The following is a 26,118-nucleotide window of genomic DNA, read 5'->3' on the forward strand; positions in this document are numbered from 1 at the left end:
CAAACTACGATTAGATTAAGGCTTTTGCTCCCTATCTTCAAGAAAGTTTTTTGTCTTTTCATCTCGCACATAAAGTCTAATGCGGAATTTGGAACTAAATATAAAGAAGTCTTCTTTAAAATAGATTCAATAAAAAAACTCCAAAATAGCTAATGCTTTTTTGGAGTTATTATTTTAGTAACTAATATTTATTAAGATAGAGCTACTTTTACTTGATCTGCTGCTTCTTGGAATTGAACTGCTGATAAAATCGGCATACCTGAATTATCAATTAGTTCTTTTGCTATTTCAGCATTAGTACCTTGTAAACGTACAATAATAGGAACATTAATAGCATCTCCCATATTTTTATAAGCATCTACTACACCTTGTGCCACACGATCACAACGAACAATACCTCCAAAGATATTAATTAATATAGCTTTTACATTCGGGTCTTTTAGAATAATACGAAAAGCTGTCTCTACACGTTTAGCATCTGCTGTACCTCCTACATCCAAAAAGTTTGCTGGCTCATAACCTGCATATTTAATTAAATCCATAGTAGCCATTGCTAAACCAGCACCATTTACCATACATCCTACAGTACCATCTAAATCAACATAATTTAATCCTGCTTCTTTAGCTTCTACTTCAATTGGACGCTCTTCAGTAATATCACGCATTTCAGCTAAATCAGCATGACGATATAATGCGTTATCATCTAAAGACACTTTTGCGTCCACAGCCATTATCTTATTATCTGATGTTTTTAAAACAGGATTAATTTCAAACATTGAAGAATCCGATCCAACGTACGCTTTGTATAAAGCATCAACAAATTTCACCATTTCTTTGAATGCTTCACCTGATAAACCTAAGTTAAAAGCAATTTTTCTAGCCTGAAAACCTTGTAAACCAACAGCTGGATCAATTTCTTCTGTAAAAATTTTGTCAGGAGTATGCTCTGCTACCTCTTCTATATCCATACCTCCTTCAGTAGAATACATGATCATATTACGACCTGTTCCTCTGTTTAGTAATACAGACATATAAAACTCCTTCGTTTCACTTTCACCTGGATAGTAAACGTCTTCTGCCACCAAAACTTTATGAACTCTTTTTCCTGTTGGAGGTGTTTGAGGAGTTATCAAATCCATTCCAATGATTTGACCTGCTAATTCTTTTACTTGATCTAAGTTTTTAGCCAACTTAACACCACCACCTTTACCACGACCACCCGCATGGATTTGTGCTTTTATCACATGCCATCCTGTACCTGTTTCATCTGTAAGTTGTTTTGCTTTAGCAACCGCTTCTTCAGCATTATTTGCTACATAACCACGCTGAACACGTACTCCGTAGCTTGCTAATATCTGTTTCCCTTGATATTCGTGTAAATTCATAATATTTCTTTTGACTTTTATAAAGTGCCACAAAAATAATAATTTTAAAAAGAAAAATATAATCCAAATCAACTTTTATTTAAAGTTATTAAATATTAAGTTTACTTCATTTCTAATCTTTAAATTCATCTTTTATTTAAGGATCCTATTAAATAAAAATGTTACAAAAAAAACATTTTGTTGTAATTTTATTTTAAATCCCTATTTATTTTCTTCAAAAAAAAGAACTTTATACTTTTATCAAAATTTTAAAAATGGAAGAAATTAATTTATTACAAATCGAACAGTCATACGGAGCTCCTTTATATATTTATCATGCAGAAAAAATTGAAAATCAGTATAACCGACTAATCAATGCTTTTAACAAAGTAGAAAAGCTTCAAATAAATTATGCTGTCAAAGCCTTATCAAACCTTTCCATTTTAAAAGTATTTAACAAATTAAATTCAGGACTTGATACGGTTTCTATACAGGAAGTTCAACTTGGACTATTAGCTGGCTTTACACCTGAAAAAATAATCTTCACCCCTAATGGCGTTTCTTTACAAGAAATAGAAACTGCTTCTGAATTAGGTGTTCAAATCAACATTGACAATTTATCTATTCTAGAACAATTTGGCAACAAACATCCAAAAACTCCTGTATGTATACGTATAAATCCTCATATTATGGCTGGAGGCAATGCTAATATTTCGGTTGGACATATTGACAGTAAATTTGGAATATCTATACATCAATTACCTCATATTCTTAGAATTGTAAAAAATACTGGCATGCACATTAATGGATTACACATGCACACAGGTTCTGATATTTTAGATATAGAAGTTTTCTTAGAAGCAACTGAAATATTATTTGAAATAGCCAAAAATTTTAATAAATTAGATTTTATAGATTTGGGAAGTGGTTTTAAGGTAGCTTACAAAAAAGGGGACATAGAAACAGACATTGAGGAATTAGGAAAAAAATTAAGCAAACGTTTCAATACTTTTGAAAAAGAATATGGAAGAGAATTAACTCTAATGTTTGAACCAGGTAAATTTTTAGTTAGCGAAGCTGGAATCTTTTTAACAAAAGTTAATGTAGTTAAACAAACTACTTCTACTGTATTTGCAGGAGTCGATTCTGGTTTTAATCACTTGATACGCCCAATGCTTTATGGATCTGAGCATCAAATTATAAATATATCCAATCCAAAAGGGAAAGAACGTTTTTATACCATAGTAGGATACATTTGCGAAACCGATACTTTTGCTACCAATAAAAAAATATCAGAAATTAAAGAAGGGGATATTTTAGCTTTTAAAAATGCTGGAGCCTATGCTTTCACGATGGCCTCTAACTACAATTCTCGCTTTAAACCTGCAGAGGTATTATGGAAAGATCAAACTGCTTATTTAATACGTCAACATGAGACTTTAGATGATTTGATACGAAATCAAATTGTAATCGAATTTTAAAACAACGATCAACATTTTACAACATCTTTTTTTATAAAAGATCAATTAAACTTGAATTTATTGAAAAATTTTGTTTCACAACGAAGTCTAATGCGGAATCTGGGTTTAATTAAATTATACTAAAAAGGTCGCAATTCAGCCATTCGACCAAAAGGAAACTCAAATGAAATGAACGGGCAAAGCTAAGTCACACAATGTTAACAATACGACTTAGCTTCACTTGTTCGAACAAAAGGTTTAAATACCCTACCCCAACCTTTAACTTGGCAAGACTAACGATATTTTATTTAAGCATACTTGCTACAAATGAACAATTGTTACTTTTTCATATATCTTTATTTTTCTAATCAAAGAATATAAAATCCAAAAGAGCCCCTATACAAAAGAATACTCTTTGGGTATGCTATATGATTTTTTATTACTTTTGTAAAAAAAAGTATGTATAAAATTTTAGCAAAAATCAATAAAATCATTTTACCTAGTTTTAGCAAACAACAACTAGATCCTGCTAAGGCTAAAAAATGGCAGTTAGCTATATTAGCTTATCGTTACTACATAACAACAAGAGCTCTTACTAATAAGCAATAGCGGAGAATATTGGTTTACCTGCTAATTTCTTACGTCCATCTAAAAAAGTCAATTCCATAAGAAAATTACACTGAATAACCTCCCCTCCTAATTTTTCTACCAATTCACAAACCGCTTTAGCAGTACCTCCTGTTGCTAACACGTCGTCATGTATTAAAACTTTATCTCCCTTTTCAATAGCATCAATGTGCATTTCTAAAACATCTTGCCCGTATTCTAACTCATAACGAGCAGAAACGGTTTTATAGGGTAATTTATTTTTTTTCCTTACAGGAACAAAACCTACATTTAACTCCTGAGCTAACATCATTCCAAAGAAAAACCCTCTAGACTCTACTCCCACTACTTTATCAATTTGAATATTTTTTAATTCTAATAAAAGTTTTTCAAGAACTTCATGTCTTGCTGAGGGATTTAATAAGAGCGGCGTAATATCTTTAAACAAAATACCTTCTTTCGGAAAGTCCTGAATATCACGAAAATACTGATCTAAACTCATTTTTTACAAATTTTATTTTGCAAGATAAATAAAATTTTCTACATTTGCACCCGCAATCAGGAAGTTTAATAAATGATCTGATTGATTTAACGGCCTCGTGGCGCAACTGAATAGCGCATCTGATTACGGCTCAGAAGGTTACAGGTTTGAATCCTGTCGAGGTCACAAAAAACAAATACTTATATTGGCCTCGTGGCGCAACTGAATAGCGCATCTGATTACGGCTCAGAAGGTTACAGGTTTGAATCCTGTCGAGGTCACAAAAAAACAAATACTTATTATTGGCCTCGTGGCGCAACTGAATAGCGCATCTGATTACGGCTCAGAAGGTTACAGGTTTGAATCCTGTCGAGGTCACAAAGCCCACTTTAAGTGGGCTTCTTTATACATATACTTCACTGTTTCTATAATTTTAGAAAATCAAATAAAAAACTCATTTATCTCTAAAATCTTTAACAAATTTTAAAAAGTGATTAACCCCCTCATTTAATCCAAAAAAACTACATTTGTATTTTGCTTAATTTTATGCAACATACAGAGGAAAATATTGAAATTATAGGTGCTCGCGCGCACAATCTAAAAAATATAGACATCAGCATTCCACGAGAAAAACTAGTTGTCATAACAGGCTTATCTGGTTCTGGAAAATCATCACTAGCATTTGACACTATTTATGCAGAGGGTCAGCGTCGTTATATCGAAACATTTTCAGCCTATGCTCGTCAATTTTTAGGAGGATTAGAACGCCCTGATGTAGACAAAATAGACGGACTTTCACCTGTTATTGCTATTGAACAAAAAACAACCAGCAAAAGCCCCCGTTCTACTGTAGGAACAATTACTGAAATCTACGATTTTCTCCGTTTACTTTTTGCTCGTGCAGGCGACGCTTACAGTTATAATACTGGTGAAAAAATGGTTTCTTATTCTGATGAACAAATCAAAGATTTGATTCTTAACAATTTCAACCAAAAGCGAATAAATATCTTAGCACCAGTCATTCGAGCTCGTAAAGGCCATTATGCTGAATTATTTCAACAAATAGCCAAACAAGGCTTCTTAAAAGTACGCGTAAACGGACAGGTTCAAGACATTGTAACAGGAATGAAATTAGATCGCTACAAAACTCACGATATAGAAATTGTTATTGATCGATTGGTTGTAGATCATTCCTCAGATAGTGAAAAGCGATTAACAGAAAGTATAAAAACAGCTATGTATCATGGAGAAAATGTACTCCTTATTTTAGATCAAGATTCAGGAGCAATCAGATACTTTAGCCGAAACTTAATGTGCCCTTCTACTGGAATTTCTTATCAAAATCCAGAACCCAATTTATTTTCTTTCAACTCACCCAAAGGAGCCTGTGACCATTGTAATGGATTAGGATTGGTAAATGAAATTAATTTAAAAAAAATCATTCCCGATCCAAAAAATTCAATCAAAAACGGAGGAATTACAGCAATAGGCGAATATAAATCCACTTGGATTTTCAAACAACTAGAAACTATAGGTGAAAAATTTGGCTTCAAACTGAGCGATCCCATAGAAAAAATTTCTTCTGATGCCATGAATATGATTTTGAATGGTGGAAATGAAAAATTTACTATCACTTCAAAAACAGCAGGTGTAACAAAAGAATATAAAATAGAATTTGAAGGAATTGCTAATTTCATCAAAAACCAACACAACGAAACAGAATCTACCTCTATAAAACGTTGGGCTAAAGATTTTATGGATGAAGTAAACTGCCCAGAATGCAATGGATCTCGCTTAAAAAAAGAAGCACTCTATTTTAAAATTAACGATAAAAATATACAAGATTTATCAAACACAGATATAACCGATTTAAGTCAATGGTTTAACCAATTAGAAAACCATTTAACAGAAAAACAAAAAACAATCGCTTCTGAAATAGTAAAAGAAATCAAAACACGTTTACAATTTTTAGTTGATGTAGGTTTAAATTACCTTTCTTTAAGCAGAAGCTCCAAATCTCTCTCAGGAGGCGAAGCGCAACGTATTAGATTAGCCACACAAATTGGATCACAATTAGTAGGGGTACTATATATTTTAGACGAACCAAGTATCGGCTTACACCAAAGAGATAATGAAAAACTAATCCATTCCTTAGAACAACTACGTGATATAGGCAACTCTGTTTTAGTCGTAGAACACGACAAAGACATGATTGAAAGAGCAGATCATGTAATAGATATAGGCCCTAAAGCCGGACGTTACGGTGGACAAATCATCAGCCAAGGAACACCACAAAACTTACTAAAACAAGACACCATTACGGCTCAATTTATGAGCGGTAAAATGAAAATAGAAATTCCTGAAAAACGTCGTGAAGGAAATGGAAAAAAAATCAAGCTCACAGGCGCAACAGGCAACAATCTAAAAAATATTTCCGTAGAATTTCCATTAGGCCAATTAATCTGCGTAACAGGTGTATCTGGATCAGGTAAATCAACCTTAATTAACGAAACCCTCTACCCTATTCTAAACCAACATTTTTTCAATGCGGTAAAAAAACCACAACCTTATAAAAAAATAGAAGGGTTAGAACATATAGATAAAGTAATAGACATTGATCAGAGTCCAATAGGCCGAACTCCCAGATCTAACCCAGCCACTTATACTGATGTTTTTTCAGAAATCCGATCTTTATACACCCAAACCCCTGAAGCACAAATAAGAGGATACAAACCTGGTCGTTTTAGCTTTAATGTAGCGGGTGGACGCTGTGAAACTTGCGAAGGAAGCGGTGTGCGTACTATTGAAATGAGTTTTCTTCCTGATGTATATGTAGAATGTGAAACTTGCCAAGGAAAACGTTTTAACAGAGAAACTTTAGAAATTCGATATAAAAGTAAATCTATTTCAGATGTACTAGACATGACTGTAGATGAAGCCGTTGTTTTTTTTGAAAACATACCCAAAATATATCGAAAAATCAAAACAATTCAAGATGTAGGACTAGGCTATATTACACTAGGACAACAAAGTACAACCCTTTCTGGTGGTGAAGCACAACGAATTAAACTAGCTACCGAACTTTCCAAAAAAGATACTGGAAATACTTTTTATATAATGGATGAACCTACTACTGGCTTACATTTTGAAGATATCCGAGTATTAATGAATGTAATTCAAAAACTAGTTGACAAAGGAAATAGTGTATTAATTATAGAGCACAACCTGGATGTTATAAAACTGGCTGACTACATTATAGATGTAGGATATGAGGGCGGAAAAGGAGGAGGCGAAATCATAGCAAAGGGAACACCCGAAGAAATAATTAAAAATAAAAAAAGTTATACTGCTCAATTCTTAAAAAAAGAATTATCTTAGTCGGCTGATTTTTTTAAAAATTGTAACAATAATAATTGAGTCTAAAATCAAAAAAGACTCACAATAACAAGACGATGAAAGAAATATTTTCAAATGAAGACGAAAGAATCCAAGACAAACTAAAACAAAAAACTTGGAACGAAATACGCTCAAATGATTCTTGGGCTATTTTTAAAATCATGTCTGAATTCGTAAATGGTTACGAAACAATGGCACGTATAGGGCCTTGTGTATCTATTTTTGGTTCAGCAAGAACAAAACCTGAAGACAAATATTATCAATTAGCTGAACGAATTGCTTATAAAATTACCAAGGCTGGATATGGCGTTATCACGGGTGGTGGCCCAGGTATTATGGAAGCAGGTAACAAAGGAGCACATCGTGGAGAAGGGATATCAGTTGGCTTAAACATTGAACTCCCTTTTGAACAACATTACAACCCTTATATAGACAAGGATAAAAATTTAAATTTTGATTATTTCTTTGTTCGCAAAGTAATGTTTGTAAAATACTCTCAAGGTTTTGTTGTAATGCCTGGTGGCTTTGGCACTTTAGACGAACTTTTTGAAGCTATTACCTTAATTCAAACCAAAAAGATCGGTCGTTTTCCCATTATCCTTGTTGGAACAGAATTTTGGAGTGGATTACTTGATTGGATTAAAAATACCATGATAGACAAACAAAAAAATGCAAATCCTGAAGACATGAACTTAATAAAAGTTGTTGACTCAGAAGATGAGGTAGTAGAAGCTTTAGATAGCTTCTATAAAAAATACGATCTATCTCCTAATTTTTAAACGAAAAATATTCACTCTTAAGTAATATTACAAATAACAAGGCTGCCCGAAAACAAACTAATAATTGCCCACCTCCTTCCCTTCCTTAGAAGAAGTTCTATTATCAAAATTTGTTTTTTTATCAAGCTGTTTTGTAAGCAAAGGAAGCCTGTCCAAATTCATTTACAGAACTTTGACAGGCTACCATTTTAGAATAATTGTGGTATGTTTATTTAGCCGCTAAAACGTCCAATTGCTCAATAGATGGTGGAGAAGCTAATAATTCAGGTGCATTTTCCATTAGCGCCTTTGCAATCTTACCACCAAGATGTGCTTGTCTGCCTTCTTCATCTGAAAAAGTGTCAAAAATTCCAAATGTAGAAGAGTCAATGCGGAACGCATACCACGTAATAGTACCGGCTTCTTCATTAGCAAGTGGTAACGCACTTGTAATAAACTCTTCAACATTTTTTTCATTTCCTGCTTTTGCTTCCAGTCGAACTAATAATCCTAACTTTTTCATGTCTTATTATTTTTAAATTAAACTAATTTTGTTTTAACAAATCTAGCTCATTTAAGCTTGTGATGTTTTTTTATTTAGCTCAAAAACTTATGAAAAAAGGTCAAGTTTTCTTCATGTTGTTTGGACTGTAACCAAATTCATTTTTAAAGGCTGTGCTAAAATTTGATAAGCTGTCATAGCCAAAGTCCATATAGATTTCTGATGGTGTCGCTTCATTATTAAGCAATAATTTTTTGGCTTTGTTTAGCCGTTTTAGTTGAAACCATTTTCCTGGAGACTCTTGATATAATTGTATAAATTTTCGCTTAAAAGTAGACAGACTCATATTACATAGAAAAGCGATCTCTTCAATATTCAAACTCGTGTACAGATTTTCTTCAATGACCATTTTAAAAGATAATTCTCTTTCATTGATTAACAATGAATGTAGATAAACAAAAAAACTTTGCCCATATTTATCAACCAGATACAACATAATTTCTTTAAATTTCAATTCCAGAATCTTTTGAGAGATTGTTTGATTCAAGCCATAAATTTGTTGAATAGAATTAATAAAATGGATAATAAAATTGTCTTTTTGTATAAGGAAATAGGGACTACTGGTAGGTGTTTTATTAAAGTCCCTTGGGTTGAATAAATGTCCATATTTCAGTAAAAAATCATTAATGTTTTTTTGAGAAAAGAAAAAGAGAAGGCAACTATAACTATTTGTCCCTACAAGTTCTGTTGTTAAAAAATTCCCCGATGCAAGGAGTAAGGATTGTGTATCATCTATCGAAACGATGTCATTCGAAAAGTGAATGTCCTTTTGTCCGTCCAATAAAAAACTGAATACATTTTTGTTTAGTTTAATTTTATTTTTGGAAACATGTTTATACACCTCGTAGTTAGCAATTTGCAGATCTGAAGTGTCCGTGTAGTTATTTTCAAATAAATCTCCTGGAAAATTTGTAACATCCATAATAGTGTTGTCTTAAAAAACATTTTGGCATGGCAAAAATATGAATTTTCTATTTCAAAAATTGTTTGCTCAAGTTTGGTTGAAGAGGTCGTTTAGCCTTGCACACAACTACTATATGTATTCCATTTTATAAATCCCTAATAAAACAAACACTTTACATCATGAATATTCCTAAGTACACTCAATTGTATCGGAATGAGTTGAAGTTGAAAAACTATTCCGAAAATACTATTAAGAACTACAGCTGCCAAGTTGAGTTGCTTTTAAGAAACCACAACGGACAATTTACAGAGCCTTCAAAATTAACGAGCAATCAATCAAAAATTGGTTGCTCCAATTTAAAACCAAAAACACAATGTGTCACGCGTTATCTGCTTTGAAGTTGTTTTATCAAAAAGTTATAAAACAACCGATGAAATTCAAGTACATTCAATATCCACGCTCGGAGCGTAAACTTCCAAAAATTATGGATAAGGATTTTTTCTTTTTAAAAATAGCACCTCTACAAAAGCAACAAAAATGAGTGTTGGTTCTCGATGCGCTTCGCGCTCAATGTCATTAAGTTAAGCCTCTCGTTTCATCCCGACGCAAGGAGAAATCACATAAAGTAAACAACACAGCAGGCTCAAAAATTGAATTAGATTAAGCGACTCCTCCTTGCGTCGGAGTGACAAACAGAAAGGTGATTTATTCAAGAAAATTTTCATAATCTTGTCATTTCGACGTAAGGAGAAATCACATAAAGGAAACAACACAGCAGGCTCAAAAATTGAATTAGATTAAGCGACTCCTCCTTGCGTCGGAGTGATAAACAGAACGGTGATTTATTCAAGAAAATTTTCATAATCTTGTCATTTCGACATAAGGAGAAATCACATAAAGTAAACAACACAGCAGGCTCAAAAATTGAATTAGATTATGCGACTCCTCCTTGCGTCGGAGTGACAAACAGAACGGTGATTTATTCAAGAAAATTTTCATAATCTTGTCATTTCGACATAAGGAGAAATCACATAAAGTAAACAACACAGCACGCTCAAAAATTGAATTAGATTATGCGACTCCTCCTTGCGTCGGAGTGACAAACAGAACGGTGATTTATTCAAGAAAATTTTCATAATCTTGTCATTTCGACATAAGGAGAAATCACCGCTCGTGCGCGAATCCTTTCGCGTTCGTTTGTCAGTAATGAAATATCTAAGAGAAGCTGAAATCAAATATTCAACAAAGTGAAACGAATTTAGCTAGACAGATAAAAAATTAAAAAAAGAAACTATCCCATAAAATGTGTAAGTCAAAAAATAAAGGCTCAGATTGAATGTCTGAGCTTTTTTCATATAACCACTCATTTTAAACAGATTATTAGACTGTTTTAGATTCTTTTAGATTCTTTTAGATTCTAATTATACCTTCTGAGGTTCTAATTAATCCCTTTTAGATTATAATTAATCCCTTTTAGGTTCTAATTATACCTTCTGAGGTTCTAATTAATCCCTTTTAGATTATAATTAATCCCTTTTAGGTTCTAATTATACCTTCTGAGATTATAATTATACCTTCTGAGGTTCTAATTAATCCCTTTTAGATTATAATTATACCTTCTGAGGTTCTAATTAATCCCTTTTAGATTATAATTATACCTTCTGAGATTCTAATTAATCCATTTTAGATTCTAATTAATCCCTTTTTGATTATAATTATACCCTCTGAGGTTCTAATTATACCATTTTAGTTTTGAAATTACCTAAACCAAAACTCACTACAGAATATACGAATCAAGAGATATTACACGATATTATTACAGTAAATTTGAACCTTAAATGATATTACTTCGTCTATTCGCTACGCTCGGGTCTAATGCGTAATCTGGGTTTAAAAATAGTACCTCTACAAAAACAACAAAAATGAGTGTTCGTTCTCGATGCGCTTCGCGCTCAATGTCATTAAGTTAAGCCTCTCGTTTCATCCCGACGCAAGGAGAAATCACATAAAGTAAACAACACAGCAGGCTCAAAAATTGAATTAGATTAAGCGACTCCTCCTTGCGTCGGAGTGACAAACAGAAGGGTGATTTATTCAAGAAAATTTTCATAATCTTGTCATTTCGACGTAAGGAGAAATCACATAAAATAAACAACACAGCAGGCTCAAAAATTGAATTAGATTATGCGACTCCTCCTTGCGTCGGAGTGACAAACAGAAGGGTGATTTATTCAAGAAAATTTTCATAATCTTGTCATTTCGGCGTAAGTAGAAATCACATAAAGTAAACAACACAGCAGGCTCAAAAATTGAATTAGATTATGCGACTCCTCCTTGCGTCGGAGTGACAAACAGAACGGTGATTTATTCAAGAAAATTTTCATAATCTTGTCATTTCGGCGTAAGGAGAAATTACATAATCTTTTTAAAATCATCAATATAACAAAGTGATTTTTGAATTAAATTTCCTTAACTTAACGACATTGGCTTCGCGCTCAAACTAGCGGTGATTTCAATTATAGACAACCCGCTGTTCGAGTTGTTTTTAAAATGAAAAAAACGTATAGAGAACTTCCTTTTTTAATCCAGTATATTTTAAGTCTAAATGGTATTATTTTATGAAATGTTTCTCATTATGATTCTTTTTTTGATATTGATTGTGTGACACCTCCTTACCTAGCGACAAACAAGAGACTAAAAATAGAACCAAAAAGGTGCTTCTTTGAACCAAAAAGGTGCTTCTTTGAACCAAAAAGGGTCTTCTTTGAACCAAAAAGGTGCTTCTTTGAACCCAAAAGGTGCTTCTTTGAACCAAAAAGGGTCTTCGTTGAACCAAAAAGGTACTTCGTTGAACCAAAAAGGGTCTTCATTGAACCAAAAAGGTTCTTCTTTGAACCCAAAAGGTTCTTCGTTGAACCAAAAAGGGTCTTCATTGAACCCAAAAGGGTCTTCATTGAACCAAAAAGGGTCTTCGTTGAACCAAAAAGGGTCTTCGTTGAACCAAAAAACTAATCTATGGAACTTTTATGCTTATGGGGAATAAAATATAATAATATAGAACATCAAGGATTTAATACCATTTAAACCTCTGGTTTAAATGGTTTTTCTTTTAATAGTCATAATTGATTAATATTCAGTTGAAAGGATTCATAATTATTTCGAAAGTCTATTTTTCACGATTTATTTTCTTAAAAGCTTCTTTGGCTAAAAGTTCCGTTATGGTCTTATTAAAATCTTTTTCCTCCATATACCTGGCAAAAATATCTTCATTTTGATCGATGCGTTCAACAAATAATTGTTGCAAAACATTTTTAAACATCAAAGTAAATTTATCTTGTGGATTGGATTGTGCTGCTTGAATAATATCCTCATTTTGAATAGCCGATTCTACAATTTGATCAAAGAAATATTGATCGGCTTGGGTAAAATCAGTCCCGTAACGTTCATTTACTACATCTACAATTCTAGATATAGGAGTATATTCTTCTCGTACCATTCCTGTCGCAACATCCGTTGGGCCATCAAGTTGGTATTGCTTAGGGGTTTTTAAACTTATAGAGCCTTCACTAATTTTTTGTAAACGATAATATTCTAAACGAACTGTATCATCAAAATTATAGGCTGCCCCTGTATTTCGTTTGGGTAATTTGTTTGATAAATGTCTTAAGAAAATAAAAAGTTTTTCTAAATCTGAATCTTGATAAGGAATAATTTGACTTAAAAAAGCATACAAGTTTTTATAGGCTGTTATTTTACCTCTCCATAATTCTGCTTCTTCTTCTTGCTCTTGTAAAAAGTGTCTGAAATTTTCAACCGGAATATCTAAGATATGATTCATATCCTCGTGATCCTTATTGCTTTGTTTTTCCTTAGGTTTAAAATAGATTTCTGTAAAATGGTTTATATCATTATATGTAAATATATCTTCTACTAATAATTCTTGTTGAATGCGGTATAAATTATTAGGGTCTGCTTCCTGACCTAGTACAGCACCTTCATAATAGGTTTTAAAAGCGGCTTGAATTTCCTCGCGGTCATTTACAAAATCAAGTACAAAGGTGTCTTCTTTAAGCGGATGGGTACGATTTAAACGCGATAAAGTTTGTACTGCTTGAATACCCGACAAACGTTTATCTACATACATGGTATGCAAAAGCGGTTGATCAAACCCTGTTTGGTATTTATCGGCTACTAATAAGATACTGTATTCTGGAGTGGCAAAATGTTCGGGTAACTCTTTTTCTTTGATGCCCTTATTCATTTCCACTTCTGTATAAAGGGTATCGGGTAATTTATCGTCTTTGACTTCTCCCGAAAAAGCTACTAATGATTTTATATTATAGCCTTTGGCTTTAATTACTTCGTCAAAACTTTGCTTGTATCGAACCGCTTCTAATCGAGAACCAGTTACGACCATTGCTTTTGCTTTGCCTCCTATTTTATGGCGAGTCGATTGGTAAAAGTGCTCCACCATTACCTCTGTTTTTTGTGCAATATTGTGTGGATGCAAACGCATAAAACGACCTAAGGCTCTAGCTGCCTTCTTGCGTTCTACTTTAGGATCATCTTCAGAAGCTTTAATCAATTTGTAAAAAGTAGCATAAGACGTATAATTTTCTAAAACATCTAAGATAAAGCCTTCTTCAATGGCTTGACGCATGGTGTATTTGTGAAGCGGTTCGCCATTGGTAGCAAATAATTTTATGGTTTTATGTTTGGGCGTAGCCGTAAAAGCAAAGAAACTGATGTTTTTTTGTTGTCCGCGTTTTGCCATATTACGGTAAAGAGCTTCTAAACCTTGGGCTTCTTCCTCTTGTGCTTTTTCTTGCGCTTCTTGTGCTAAGGCTTCGCCACCCAGTACCTCTTTTAAATCGGCGGCGGTTTCTCCTGATTGTGAGCTGTGGGCTTCGTCAACTAAAATGGCGTAATTTTTTGTTTTTAATAAGCCTGTTGTTTCTTCTCCACGTTCTTCGGCTAGTTTTCGTAATTGATCGGTTACAAACGGAAACTTTTGTAAGGTGGTTATAATAATAGGAATACCATTTTCTAGAGCTTCGGCTAATTGTTTGGAGTCTTTATCTATTTTTAAAACAACGCCTTTTTTATGTTCAAACTGGTAAATAGTATCTTGTAATTGTCTGTCTAAAACCACACGATCTGTAATGACTATTACCGAATCGAACAAACGGGTATTATCTGCTTTATGTAAAGAAGATAAACGATGCGCTACCCAGGCTATGGTATTACTTTTGCCACTTCCTGCGGAATGTTCTATTAAATAATTAGTCCCAACATTATCACTCAAGGAAGTTGCAATCATACTGCGAACGGCTTGTAACTGATGATAACGAGGGAAAATCATGGTTTCTTTTTTTAATTTTCTTCCTTCGTCTGTGATTCTTTCCTCTACTTGCAAATGAATGAACTTTCCTAAAATATCCATTAGGCTATCTTTTTGCAAGACTTCTTTCCAGAGATAGGCTGTTTTATAACTCAAGCCTTCTAGATCTACAGGATTGCCCGCACCGCCTTCGTTGCCTTTGTTAAACGGAAGAAAATAAGTGGCCTCTTTAGCTAAACGCGTGGTCATTTCGACCTGATCTGTATCTACAGCAAAATGAACGAGTGTTCTTTTTTTAAACTCAAAGAGCAGTTCACGCGGATCCCGATCGTGACAATATTGTTTTTTAGCGTGGGTTATGTTTTGATGGGATAGTTGATTTTTAAGTTCTAAGGTTACCAACGGAATACCGTTTACACTTAAAACAACATCGATTGAATTTTGATTACGATTACTATAATAGAGCTGTCGTGTAATCCCGAATCTATTTTTATGATAGCGTTCTAAAACTTCTTCATTCATAGAATGCGAAGGTTTATAATATGCCAAGTGCAATTGTTTGCCATAACATTTAAAACCGTGGCGTAAAGTGGCCAAAATACCGTGAAGCTCAATCCATTTGGTTAAATCATATAAAATTTGATTCCCAGTATTGTCGCCTAAAATAGTTTGCAACTTTTCCCAGGTTGTAGGCTGGGTATCTTGTATAAAAGCGAGTGTCGTTTCAGGAAAAAAAGCTTTGTCTTTGTCGTAACTGCTGCTCGCTATCGTTTTGTAACCTGTAGCAAGCAATACGGTTTCTATACTTTTTTCAAAGGCTATTTCTTTAGTTTGGGTATTTCTCATACTTTACCTGAATGATTTAAATGATTGTTTGGTCTTGGTGTAATGGGATTTGTATTTACATCAAAACAGTTTGTTTCTGTACCTATAAAAGTATTAATTAATTCTTGTCGTACAGCAGGAATTCCTTCAAACGCGATAAAGCCAAAACCAAAGCGTCTAAAATGGCTGTTTTCCCTTTTCCGTTAACACCTGCAATTAAAGTAATGTTAGAATTGAATTTAAAATAATGGTCATCTTCTAATGCCCTGAAATTTTTTATACTTAACTCTCGAATTCGCATATTAATCTAAGTTTATTTTGCCATTAATTGCAGCAGATATAATGGTAGTTCGTTTTTCTTTTAATAATTCAATAGAACTTAACAACCTATTAGAAAGTTCCTCATTTTTAGTTAACATTATTTCTAAAAAGTCAGTGATATTTTGTTGTTCATCTATGGAAATTAATGGTATATCTATATGTTTAATAAAATCTTCCCAACTTGCTCTGGGCATTTTAGCTCCTGTTGTTGAAGAATTTACCAAATCAATAAAGTTTGTGCTAATCATCACATAAAACAAGAATTTAGAAACTAGTTTTTCATTTGGTCTTAATACAAGTAATTCTCCATAAACGCCACCTTCTTCTTTTGCTAAATATACTTTTCCTAAATATGGTCTCAGTTTGTTAAAAATTATATCATTCTTTTTAAATTTAGTTGTAATACCTTCATAGTTGAAACTTTCTAAATTGGTTAATTTACCACTAAAACCTATGATATTTTCAACAGCGATTTTATGTTCTACATCAGCGTAATTAAGTTCGTCAATTTTATTCACAAGGTACTTCAACTTCACTACTTCCCAATGTTCAGGAATTTCCCCCAGCCATTCTATGCCCGAATCCTTCATAGCTACAGTAGTATCTAAGCCTTTGGTTACCGCTTGATTGATAACGGCTTTTTTCTTTTCTTCAAGTAGCGCGATTAATTTTGTTTTCTTTTCAATTAAGGCATCTATTTTGGCAATTTCGCGGTCTAAATAGTTTACAATTTTGTTTTGTTGTTCGAGTGTTGGTATTGGTAATGGTAAATTGGCGTATTTCTCTCCATTGATATTACCTATTGTAGCTTCGATTACTGAATAATTTAACCATCCATTAAATTGACTCGTTTTTGTACAGTAAAAAATAAATTTAGGATTAACAATTAGTTCATTTAAGGAGTATTTAATTAAATATCCAGCATAACTACAGTTACCATCAAGTTCATTATATAAATATCCACGTCCTAATGTTCCACTTCTTGATAATAAAAAATCCCCTTTTTTTAGTTTGTATTCTAAAGCAAGATCTTCATCAATATAAACCCCATCAACAGAAAGTTTACCATCTTCGTCAATATCTGAAGTTCTTATAAACCTACTTCCATCGGTTGAATAATTTTCAGCTGAAAGATTTGCACCATATTTAGAAAAATCATTACAAATAAATTTAAGTGCGATAATATCCCCCTCTTTGGGTACATCAAAAAAAGAATCTTCTCGGAAATATTGTCTACTATTATTTGACATTAAATAACTTGATTTAATAATTCTAAAATTTCTTTTTCAACCTCACTCAATTCTTTATTAATCACATCTAACGAACGATTTTCACTCATTGTAAAGAAATAACGATTAAAATTGATTTCGTAGCCTACTTTATCTTTAGTACGATCCATCCAAGCATCCGGCACAAAAGGTAGTACTTCATTTTTAAAATAGTCTTGTATGTTTATTTTTAAAGGGATGTTTTCAAAATCACGTAAATCGACATCGGCTTCGTACTCGTTTTTGCCTTTAAGTACTTTTTCGGCTTCAGGATCTTTGGTCGTAAATACACTTCTAAATAAACTGAGTTCTCTAGCAGACCATTTTAGTTGGTTGATTTTTTTGATTTCTTTTAGTGTTTTATTCCAATCGAGTAAAGGTGCACGCCCTAGTTTTTTATCGATAGCTTGTACATCATCTAACAAATGAGGGCAAGCATCTAAGAAAGCCGTTTTAGCTTCTAAACTCATTTGGTATTTTAAACGCAAAGGACGCTCTATGGTTACTCTCGTAAAACCAAAATCGTCGTTGTCAAAAATTTTAGAATGCTCGGTATTAGTATGTAAACCGTATTCTTGGGTAATCATAGCAATATGATCGGGTTCCATTACCTGTATGATACCATCATTTACATCACCTTCTCCTATTTTACGGCGTTTGCTTCCTTGACTTTTACGCATAGGAATATAAAAATCGCGGGCATCAAACAACTGGATTTTACCTTTTCGGTCGTCTTTTTTTCTATTGGTCAATACCCATATATAGGTGGTAATGCCTGTGTTATAAAACATTTGTTCGGGTAAGGCAATGATACTTTCTAGCCAATCGTTTTCAATAATCCATTTGCGTATATCGCTTTCACCAGAGCCTGCTCCACCAGAAAACATAGGCGAACCACTAAACACGATTGCTAAACGCGAACCATATTTTTTATCTTGAGGGGCATACGGTTCAAACTTGCTAATCATGTGTTGCAAGAATAATAAAGCACCATCATTTACGCGGGGTAAACCTGCTGTAAATCGCCCAGTTTTGTCACGGCCTATTTGATCTTTTTGTTTTTTCCAATCTACCCCAAAAGGCGGATTGGCAATTAGGTAATCAAAGTTTTTATCAGGAAACTGATCTTCTATTAATGTATCACCATATTTTATGGTGTCTTCAAATTTTGAATTGGAATCGTTTTTAATCAATAAATCGGCTGCCGCTGTGGCAAATGCTCTTTTGTTATAGTCTTGTCCGTAAGCGACTAATATAGCATCTTCATTGAGCTCTTTTACGTGATTTTTAGCTTCAGATAGCATACCGCCAGTACCGCAAGTAGGGTCCATAATTTCGCGAATCACCGATTTGCCTTGTAGGAAGTTATCATCATCAATGAATAAAATATTCACCATCAGCTTGATGATTTCACGAGGTGTAAAGTGGTCCCCCGCAGTTTCATTTGCTAACTCATTGAATCGTCGAATTAAGTTTTCAAAAATCAAACCCATATCGCGGTTAGAAACCATAGTAGGATGCAAATTGACTTTAGCAAATTCGGATATGATTAAGTACAAAATATTAGCATCGTTCATCGCAAATATTTCTTTTTCAAAATCGAAAAACTCAAATATCTGCCTTACGTTGGGTGAAAACCCGTTAATGTAGCTTACTAAGTCTTGTGCGATATTATCTTGTGCGCCTTTTAACTTTTCGAACGTAAAGGGTGAGGTATTGTAAAATTTTTGCCCTGTAATTTTTTCTAGTTTAGAGGTTAAAATAGAAACCGGAATATCGTTGTTATATTTGGTTTTTAGGCTGTTGTATTCGTTTATTACTTCCTCTTTAGTGCTTTCTAACACCGAATCAAAACGACGTAATACGGTCATAGGTAACATCACACGTTCGTACTGTGGTGGTCTGTAAGGTCCACGTAATAAATCGGCTATATCCCAAATGAATTTTATATGTTGTTGGTGTGTGGTCATTGTTTTAAATGTAATATGTTTTTGGAAAAATCATTATTATTTCAAAAACATATCTTTGCTTTTTTTTGAAATAAAATATTTTAGCTTTTTAAAGTCCCAAATTTACAAAACATAGCTAGTAAAAAGCTATTGTAAAATATAAAAAAACTTTCAATTATACTTGATTCATATTATGGGACTTCTCCCTTGGGTCGAAGGGACAAAAAATGGGTTGCATTTTGATTGTTTTTTCCATCTGCAAGACAATTTTTTGTTCCTTTTTTGGTCTTTTTATCTCGCGCATAAAGTATAATACGCATTGGGAATTAAAGCCGATATCTTATCATTTATAGAGGAGAGACCATACAGACTATTACTTATGGGACTTCTCTCTTGGGTCGAAGGGACAAAAAATGGGTTGCATTTTGACTATTGTTTCCATCTGCAAGACAATTTTTTGTTCCTTTTTTGGTCTTTTTATCTCGCGCATAAAGTATAATACGCATTGGGAATTAAAGCCGATATCTTATCATTTATAGAGGAGAGACCATACAGACTATTACTTATGGGACTTCTCTCTTGGGTCGAAGGGACAAAAAATGGGTTGCATTTTGACTGTTGTTTCCATCTGCAAGACAATTTTTTGTTCCTTTTTTGGTCTTTTTATCTCGCGCATAAAGTATAATACGCATTGGGAATTAAGGCGTAAAAGGGCTAAAGATTTCGTTTCAATTTACTAATAGAAGGAATAAATTAAAGCAGATTCGTTTCTATTATTTTATAAAAATCATCAGGATTAAATGGTTTCGTAATAACATCCGTCATTCCATAAGATAATAGCATTTCTCTATTTTCATTTAAAGAAATAGCTGTTAGTGCAATAATAGGGGTTTCTTCATCAAATTTTCTAATTTTTTCTGTAGCAATTGTTCCATTTATACCTGGTAAATGAACATCCATTAAAGTAATATCATATTGATTTTTACGCATCATTTCAATAGAATCCTCACCAGTTTCACATAGTGTAACTAGCATCTTTTTCTTTTCTAGGATTTTCTTTGTAATCATTTGATTGATTTTATTGTCTTCTACAAGTAAAACTTTTTTGCCAATAAATACTTTATTATTTAATGTTTGATCTGATGTTTCTATTTCTTTGGTTCCTTTTTCTAATGTTAGGTCAAAATAAAATCGAGAACCTTTATCTACGGTACTCATTACTTTTATATCTCCTTTCATTAGAGCTACTAATCTTTTTACAATGGTAAGTCCTAATCCTGTTCCTCCATATTTTCTATTTATTTCTACAGAACCTTGTGAAAAACTTTCAAAAATTTCTTCTTGTTTATTTTCTGGTATTCCGATACCTGTATCCTTAATTTCGAAATGAATATCACATAAATTTTCACTTTCAGAAAGTAAGTTGGCAATAAATACGACCTCTCCATTTTTTGTAAATTTCAAGGCATTGTTTATTAGATTGATAAAAATTTGTGATATTTTAGTTGTATCCCCTATTAAATTTTGAGGAATTTTTTCATCTATTTCTAGCTTAAATAAGTTATTATTTTGGTCTGCTAATTCTTTTAAGGATTTATGTATATTATTAATTAGTTCTCTAAAATTAAAATTAATTAATTCTATTTCTATATTATTTGATTCAATTCTATTGATTTCTAGGATTTCATTTATATAAGTTAAAAGATAATTTCCAGAAAATTTTAAAGATTTTAAATATTCTATTTGGCTTTTTTTGGGGTTTTCTTCTAATAATAAATGGGATATACCATTTATAGCATTTAATGGGGTTCTTAATTCATGACTTACTGTAGACAAGAATTCTGTTCTAGCTTTGGATGCCTTTTCTATTCTTTCTTTTGCTATTTTTAGCTCATTATTTTTTTCTCTTAATAATTCATTAGATTTATTACGAATTATATTGTTTTTATAAAGGGAAAGGCTTAATAAAGAAAGAATTGTGATTAAGGCTATTGCTAAAATATTTATCAGCTTAGAAAATTGAGTTGCTTTTTCTTGACTTCGTTTGTCTTTGTCCATTTTTTCTATGGATTTCATAAGATCATCAACTTTTACCTGCTCGTTGATCAAATGCTGATTTTTAAGCTCTCCTACTCGTTCTAAAGAATCTTTTATACGAAGATGTTTTTTTAAAAATAGTAAAGAATTATTAGTTAAAGCATTTAATTCATAAATTTTACTTAATTCTTCTGTAGATCGTAATTCTAAACAAGCATTTTTTTCTTTTCTACTTAATAAATAGGATGTTTTTAAATATTCTAAAGCATCTACATATCTTCTTTCTTGACTTTTAATAAGTCCTAATTGAAAAAATATTTCTGATTTATTTCTTCTGATTTCTTTAGAATGAGGACTATTTAATAATTTTATCAAATTAGCTTCTGCTAATCTTAAATTATTTTGTTTGATATAAATTTTAGCTTTTTCTAAAAGTAAAACAACTTTAGCTTCTGGTAAATCAATATTATCGTAAACAGAATTTGCTTTGCTAAAATAAGCTTCTGCTTTTATATTATTTGCTTTATGTAAATGACAAATACCTATTTTAAAATAAGAAGAGGCTAATTTGGTAGACGGTTCTAAAGTATTATAAACAGAAATTGCCCGAATAAATTTTTCTATTGCATCATCGTATTTTTCGAAATCTAAATAAATGATTCCTAAAGTATAATATCCATTTGCAAGTGATGCGCTGTTTGCTCTTTTTTTAGCAAACACAATAGATTTATTGGCATTTTCTAAAGCTCTATCATAAATCTTAAACTCTTTAAATCGTATTGCTTTTTCAGAATAATAATAAGAACTGTCTACAGAAGTATTATCTGCACCACTATAAAATCCTAAAATTTGCGAATTAATAAAAAGGAATATATATCTAAATATTTTGTTCATAGGGAGTTGAAAAAAACTCTCTAAATATAATTATTTTTTGATAATATATTCAATTAAATTAATAATTCTTGATGAATAACCTATTTCGTTGTCATACCAGCCTACTACTTTTACCATTTTATCTATAACAGATGTTAATTGGGCATCAAATAAACAGGAATGAGGATTACCTAAAATATCAACGGATACAATAGGATCTTCTGTATAGGCTAAAATATTTTTCAATTCATTTTTAGAAGAATTAAGAAATGCTTTATTAATTTCTTCTATGCTTACTTCTTTTTTAACATTAAAAGTAATATCAGTAAGGGATCCATCAGGAACAGGAACTCTAATGCCACACCCTCCTATTTTTCCTTCTAAATCTGGAAATATTTTAGTTAGGGCTTTTGCAGCTCCTGTTGTTGTGGGTACTATAGATTGTGAAGCTCCTCTAGCCCTGCGTAAATCTTTATGTGGTTGATCATGTAAACTTTGATCTGTTGTAAATGAGTGTACAGTGGTAATATAAGCTTGTTCTATACCGCATAATTCTTGTATTACTTTTATCATGGGAGCGGCATTATTGGTAGTACAACTTGCATTAGAAACAATAATTTCACTTCCATCTAAAATATGTTCATTTACACCTAAAACTACTGTTTTAATTGTTTCTACTTCAGCTGGTGCTGATAATATTACCTTTTTAGCTCCTGCTTCAATATGCTCATATAGAGCTTCGTAGCTTTTAAATTTACCTGTACATTCAATAACAAAGTCTATTTTTAGATCTTTCCAATTTATTTTTTTTATTTCTTTCTCATGAAAAAAAATAAATTCTTTTGCTTCTACAAAGATTGATTTCTCACTATAAGATACATCAAAGGGTAAAACACCGTGTATGCTATCATATTTTAATAAATGAGACATGGTTCTATTGTCTGCGATATCATTAATAGCTACAACATCTATTTGAGGGTGATTGAGTAATAATCTAAATAGATTTCTACCAATACGACCAAAACCATTGATTGCAATTTTTATTTTTTTTTCAGATTCCAAATTCCAAATTGTAAGATTAGTAAACTAATTTTATTGTATCCTATTTTAAAGTATATGTTTTTCTGCATGGTAGCTAGAACGAACTAAAGCTCCACTTTCTACATGACGAAAACCTAATTCTTTCGCATATTTTTCATAATTCGCAAATTCTTCAGGAGTAATATATTGTTTTACTGGCAAATGTTTTTTACTTGGTTGTAAATATTGACCAATAGTAATGATATCCACATTTTGATTACGAATATCTCGAATCGTTTCATAAACTTCATCTTCTGTTTCTCCTAAACCAAGCATAATTCCTGACTTTGTTCGTCTAATCCCTTGATCTTTTAAATATTTTAAAACGGCTAAACTTCTATCGTATTTAGCTTGTATCCGAACTTCTCGGGTTAAACGACGAACTGTTTCCATATTATGAGACACAACTTCTGGATTTGCCTCAATAATCCTATCAATATTACGTTCCACTCCTTGAAAATCGGGAATTAAAGTTTCTAAAGTGGTTTCGGGGTTCATCCTACGGATTGCTTTAATTGTTTCGGCCCAAATAATAGACCCCATGTCTTTTATATCATCTCGATCAACACTTGTAATAACTGCATGCTTAATTTTCATGATTTTTATAGAACGCGCTACCTTTTCTGGTTCATCCCATTCAATATCTTCTGGGCGTCCTGTCTTTACTCCACAAAAACCACATGATCTTGTACAAACATTTCCTAAAATCATAAAAGTAGCCGTCCCTTCTCCCCAACATTCACCCATGTTAGGGCAACTTCCTGAAGTACAAATAGTATTCAGTTTATACTTATCTACTAAACCTCTGAGTTCGGTATATTTTTGACCAATAGGAAGTTTTACTTTAAGCCATTTAGGTTTTCCTGATGGGAGTATATTGGAAGTATTTATTGTATCCATTCTTTATTTATTTCGGTACAAAGATAATCATTGTTATAAATAATAAGATTTGATTTTTGTGTTAAAATAAGCTAAAAAAATAGATTTTTATTAAGATTTATCATTCTATAATAAGGCTCATTAAATCGAGCATTCTTTTCTGAATACATCTTTTCAAAATTATTATCAAAGACTTAAAACTCTATTTTTTATTGAGCAACTGACTATTAGTCTCTTTCTTTATTGTATGAGTATTTAAATATTAGAATTCTTTTGTTTTAAAAAAATTAGTATTTGTCATATACAAGAAAACATATTTAATAGAGAATTTTTTAAAAACAATCAAATAAAAACTTGGATATTTAAAAAATAATTGTATAAATTTGTGGTATAATTTAAAGCAGATAAATCAAAAATGAAACATATACTAAACAATACTTGGTGGTGGAATAACTTACGTCGAATATCGTGAGCAGCACCAGCTATGTAAAAGTTTAAGGAAACATATACAAAAAAGGCTTGTCAAATCACGACAAGCCTTTTTTTATTAACTGAATTTTAAAAAGCACAATAGAATTATGAAAATCTATTCATTAAAAACATCATTTAAACAAGTACTTGCCGATACTATTACACCTGTTAGTATTTACTTAAAGCTTAGAGATAAATTTCCGCATAGCATTTTATTAGAAAGTAATGATTATCATGCTAACGATAATAGTTTCTCATATATTTGTTGTAATCCCATTGCTAGCATAACGGTAAAGAATGAAAAAATCATTACTTCTTTTCCTGACGGAAATTCAGTTACACGATCTATTAATGATAAAAAGGATGTAATTATAGCTATTCAAAATTTTAAAGATAGCTTTAAAATAGAAAAAAACAATTTCAAATTTATCTCCAACGGTCTTTTTGGCTTTACCACTTACGATGCCGTTCGTTACTTTGAAAAAACAGAAATCACCCCTAAAGAAACCAATTTAAACTTACCCGATTTACATTATAGCGTATATCAAAATATTATTGCTATCAATCATTTTAAAAATGAGGCCTATTTATTTTGCCACAATATCAACGGTACAAATAATTTAGATGAGATAACGCAATACATTCAATCTAAAACTTTTGCTTCATATAATTTTACTCGTGAAGGAGAAATTACTTCTAATCTAACTGATGATTTTTTCAAACAAAATGTAACCCTAGCAAAAAAGCATTGTGCCCGTGGTGATGTATTTCAACTGGTATTATCACGTCGTTTCTCTCAAAAATTTAAGGGTGATGAATTTAATGTTTATCGAGCCTTACGAAGCATTAACCCCTCCCCTTATTTATTTTATTTTGACTATGGAAATTTTAAAATTATGGGATCCTCTCCAGAGGCTCAAATCATTATTCAAGACCGTAAAGCTGAAATTCATCCTATTGCTGGAACCTTCAAACGTACAGGTGATGACGAAAAAGATGCTATTCTGGCTAAGGAACTTTCTGAAGATCCAAAAGAAAACAGTGAACATGTAATGCTTGTAGATCTAGCTCGTAATGATTTAAGTCGTAATGGAAACAATGTACAAGTTGAAAAATATAGAGAAGTACAATACTTTTCACATGTTATCCATTTAGTATCAAAAGTAACAAGTCAATTACACGAATCAGCAAACACCATGCAAGTTGTAGCAGATACTTTTCCTGCAGGCACGCTTTCAGGTGCTCCTAAACACAAAGCCTTACAATTAATTAACGAAATTGAAAATATCAATCGTTCATTTTACGGTGGTGCAATAGGTTTTATGGATTTTGAAGGCAATTTTAATCACGCCATTATGATCCGTACATTCATTAGTCAAAATCATGAACTTCATTTTCAAGCTGGAGCTGGAATTGTAAATGATTCTATAGAAGAAAATGAAAAAAATGAAGTGTTTAATAAATTAGGAGCATTAAATAAAGCATTAGAACTCGCTGAAACAATATAAATAAAAATCTACCATTACATTAAAAATAGTAATTG

General features: G+C 32.1%; 17 protein-coding genes and 3 tRNA genes. 9 read left to right on the plus strand and 11 right to left on the minus strand.

What is annotated here, in order from left to right; translation table 11 throughout:
• Positions 1 to 191 precede the first annotated feature (191 nt).
• Positions 192 to 1,385, minus strand: a complete 1,194-nt coding sequence (gene sucC / locus NAB20_RS12120) for an ADP-forming succinate--CoA ligase subunit beta (protein ID WP_014164319.1) — start codon at positions 1,383 to 1,385, stop codon at positions 192 to 194.
• Positions 1,386 to 1,639: 254 nt separating this feature from the next.
• On the opposite strand from sucC, the gene lysA reads away from it, so the two are divergent.
• Entirely contained in the window at positions 1,640 to 2,845 is a 1,206-nt protein-coding gene (lysA, locus tag NAB20_RS12125; protein ID WP_088394786.1) for a diaminopimelate decarboxylase, read from the plus strand.
• Between the two features lie 438 nt (positions 2,846 to 3,283).
• Positions 3,284 to 3,433, plus strand: coding sequence for an SsrA-binding protein (locus NAB20_RS12130; RefSeq protein ID WP_088394349.1), 150 nt, complete (start codon positions 3,284 to 3,286; stop codon positions 3,431 to 3,433).
• Here NAB20_RS12130 and NAB20_RS12135 read toward each other — a convergent pair.
• The gene (locus tag NAB20_RS12135; protein ID WP_105195499.1) at positions 3,420 to 3,932 is read right to left on the minus strand and encodes an adenine phosphoribosyltransferase; all 513 of its coding nucleotides are present in this window, start codon (positions 3,930 to 3,932) and stop codon (positions 3,420 to 3,422) included. The two genes, NAB20_RS12130 and NAB20_RS12135, sit on opposite strands and share 14 nt — an antisense overlap.
• Positions 3,933 to 4,023: 91 nt before the next feature.
• Between NAB20_RS12135 and NAB20_RS12140 the strand changes: the two genes are divergently transcribed.
• The 5 genes from NAB20_RS12140 to NAB20_RS12160 all read left to right on the plus strand — a co-directional run bounded on the left by NAB20_RS12140 (position 4,024) and on the right by NAB20_RS12160 (position 8,086).
• Positions 4,024 to 4,097 (plus strand) — tRNA-Arg (locus NAB20_RS12140).
• Between the two features lie 21 nt (positions 4,098 to 4,118).
• Positions 4,119 to 4,192 (plus strand) — tRNA-Arg (locus tag NAB20_RS12145).
• A gap of 23 nt (positions 4,193 to 4,215) precedes the next feature.
• Positions 4,216 to 4,289: transfer RNA gene (locus tag NAB20_RS12150), tRNA-Arg, on the plus strand.
• Between the two features lie 168 nt (positions 4,290 to 4,457).
• Positions 4,458 to 7,289 carry an excinuclease ABC subunit UvrA gene (gene uvrA, locus NAB20_RS12155; RefSeq protein WP_088394346.1) on the plus strand — a complete coding sequence of 944 codons (2,832 nt, stop codon included), beginning with the start codon at positions 4,458 to 4,460 and terminating at the stop codon, positions 7,287 to 7,289.
• Positions 7,290 to 7,363: 74 nt separating this feature from the next.
• On the plus strand, positions 7,364 to 8,086 hold the full coding sequence (locus tag NAB20_RS12160) for a TIGR00730 family Rossman fold protein (RefSeq protein WP_105195500.1): 723 nt from the start codon (positions 7,364 to 7,366) through the stop codon (positions 8,084 to 8,086).
• 208 nt (positions 8,087 to 8,294) lie between these two features.
• On the opposite strand, the gene NAB20_RS12165 is transcribed toward NAB20_RS12160, so the two are convergent.
• Both NAB20_RS12165 and NAB20_RS12170 read right to left on the minus strand, forming a co-directional pair.
• Positions 8,295 to 8,588, minus strand: coding sequence for a putative quinol monooxygenase (locus NAB20_RS12165; protein WP_088394342.1), 294 nt, complete (start codon positions 8,586 to 8,588; stop codon positions 8,295 to 8,297).
• A gap of 100 nt (positions 8,589 to 8,688) precedes the next feature.
• Complete coding sequence (locus tag NAB20_RS12170) at positions 8,689 to 9,549, minus strand: AraC family transcriptional regulator (protein WP_240668932.1); 861 nt, start codon at positions 9,547 to 9,549, stop codon at positions 8,689 to 8,691.
• 2,643 nt (positions 9,550 to 12,192) lie between these two features.
• Here NAB20_RS12170 and NAB20_RS12175 point away from each other — a divergent pair.
• On the plus strand, positions 12,193 to 12,543 hold the full coding sequence (locus NAB20_RS12175) for a hypothetical protein (RefSeq protein ID WP_375605194.1): 351 nt from the start codon (positions 12,193 to 12,195) through the stop codon (positions 12,541 to 12,543).
• A gap of 154 nt (positions 12,544 to 12,697) precedes the next feature.
• Here NAB20_RS12175 and NAB20_RS12180 read toward each other — a convergent pair whose 3' ends face one another.
• From NAB20_RS12180 to lipA, 7 genes are all read right to left on the minus strand, one after another.
• Positions 12,698 to 15,718, minus strand: a complete 3,021-nt coding sequence (locus NAB20_RS12180; RefSeq protein ID WP_375605195.1) for a type I restriction endonuclease subunit R — start codon at positions 15,716 to 15,718, stop codon at positions 12,698 to 12,700.
• Positions 15,719 to 15,815: 97 nt separating this feature from the next.
• Entirely contained in the window at positions 15,816 to 15,998 is a 183-nt protein-coding gene (locus NAB20_RS12185) for an AAA family ATPase (RefSeq protein ID WP_375605196.1), read from the minus strand.
• 1 nt (position 15,999) lies between these two features.
• Positions 16,000 to 17,268: a restriction endonuclease subunit S gene (locus NAB20_RS12190; protein WP_375605197.1), complete on the minus strand. Its 1,269-nt coding sequence runs from the start codon at positions 17,266 to 17,268 to the stop codon at positions 16,000 to 16,002.
• Positions 17,268 to 19,256 carry an N-6 DNA methylase gene (locus NAB20_RS12195; protein WP_375605198.1) on the minus strand — a complete coding sequence of 663 codons (1,989 nt, stop codon included), beginning with the start codon at positions 19,254 to 19,256 and terminating at the stop codon, positions 17,268 to 17,270. Before NAB20_RS12195 ends, NAB20_RS12190 begins: the two co-directional genes overlap by 1 nt.
• Before the next feature lie 732 nt (positions 19,257 to 19,988).
• Positions 19,989 to 22,166 (minus strand): ATP-binding protein, encoded by a 2,178-nt coding sequence (locus tag NAB20_RS12200; protein ID WP_105195609.1) that lies wholly within the window; start codon positions 22,164 to 22,166, stop codon positions 19,989 to 19,991.
• Between the two features lie 30 nt (positions 22,167 to 22,196).
• Positions 22,197 to 23,207 carry a type I glyceraldehyde-3-phosphate dehydrogenase gene (gene gap, locus NAB20_RS12205; protein ID WP_164849071.1) on the minus strand — a complete coding sequence of 337 codons (1,011 nt, stop codon included), beginning with the start codon at positions 23,205 to 23,207 and terminating at the stop codon, positions 22,197 to 22,199.
• Positions 23,208 to 23,252: 45 nt separating this feature from the next.
• Positions 23,253 to 24,125: a lipoyl synthase gene (lipA, locus tag NAB20_RS12210; protein WP_088393419.1), complete on the minus strand. Its 873-nt coding sequence runs from the start codon at positions 24,123 to 24,125 to the stop codon at positions 23,253 to 23,255.
• Positions 24,126 to 24,682: 557 nt separating this feature from the next.
• On the opposite strand from lipA, the gene NAB20_RS12215 reads away from it, so the two are divergent.
• On the plus strand, positions 24,683 to 26,083 hold the full coding sequence (locus tag NAB20_RS12215; RefSeq protein ID WP_375605199.1) for an anthranilate synthase component I family protein: 1,401 nt from the start codon (positions 24,683 to 24,685) through the stop codon (positions 26,081 to 26,083).
• Positions 26,084 to 26,118: the final 35 nt, after the last annotated feature.

This window comes from Flavobacterium davisii (genome assembly GCF_042182265.1).
In the GTDB taxonomy this organism is placed as follows: Bacteria; Bacteroidota; Bacteroidia; order Flavobacteriales; family Flavobacteriaceae; genus Flavobacterium; species Flavobacterium davisii.

Bases quoted from the DNA above. Each gene is read 5' to 3' on its own strand.
- sucC (WP_014164319.1), bottom strand. From the start codon at position 1,385: ATGAATTTACACGAATATCAAGGGAAACAGATATTAGCAAGCTACGGA.
- lysA (WP_088394786.1), top strand. From the start codon at position 1,640: ATGGAAGAAATTAATTTATTACAAATCGAACAGTCATACGGAGCTCCT.
- NAB20_RS12130 (WP_088394349.1), top strand. From the start codon at position 3,284: ATGTATAAAATTTTAGCAAAAATCAATAAAATCATTTTACCTAGTTTT.
- NAB20_RS12135 (WP_105195499.1), bottom strand. From the start codon at position 3,932: ATGAGTTTAGATCAGTATTTTCGTGATATTCAGGACTTTCCGAAAGAA.
- uvrA (WP_088394346.1), top strand. From the start codon at position 4,458: ATGCAACATACAGAGGAAAATATTGAAATTATAGGTGCTCGCGCGCAC.
- NAB20_RS12160 (WP_105195500.1), top strand. From the start codon at position 7,364: ATGAAAGAAATATTTTCAAATGAAGACGAAAGAATCCAAGACAAACTA.
- NAB20_RS12165 (WP_088394342.1), bottom strand. From the start codon at position 8,588: ATGAAAAAGTTAGGATTATTAGTTCGACTGGAAGCAAAAGCAGGAAAT.
- NAB20_RS12170 (WP_240668932.1), bottom strand. From the start codon at position 9,549: ATGGATGTTACAAATTTTCCAGGAGATTTATTTGAAAATAACTACACG.
- NAB20_RS12180 (WP_375605195.1), bottom strand. From the start codon at position 15,718: ATGAGAAATACCCAAACTAAAGAAATAGCCTTTGAAAAAAGTATAGAA.
- NAB20_RS12185 (WP_375605196.1), bottom strand. From the start codon at position 15,998: ATGCGAATTCGAGAGTTAAGTATAAAAAATTTCAGGGCATTAGAAGAT.
- NAB20_RS12190 (WP_375605197.1), bottom strand. From the start codon at position 17,268: ATGTCAAATAATAGTAGACAATATTTCCGAGAAGATTCTTTTTTTGAT.
- NAB20_RS12195 (WP_375605198.1), bottom strand. From the start codon at position 19,256: ATGACCACACACCAACAACATATAAAATTCATTTGGGATATAGCCGAT.
- NAB20_RS12200 (WP_105195609.1), bottom strand. From the start codon at position 22,166: ATGAACAAAATATTTAGATATATATTCCTTTTTATTAATTCGCAAATT.
- lipA (WP_088393419.1), bottom strand. From the start codon at position 24,125: ATGGATACAATAAATACTTCCAATATACTCCCATCAGGAAAACCTAAA.
- NAB20_RS12215 (WP_375605199.1), top strand. From the start codon at position 24,683: ATGAAAATCTATTCATTAAAAACATCATTTAAACAAGTACTTGCCGAT.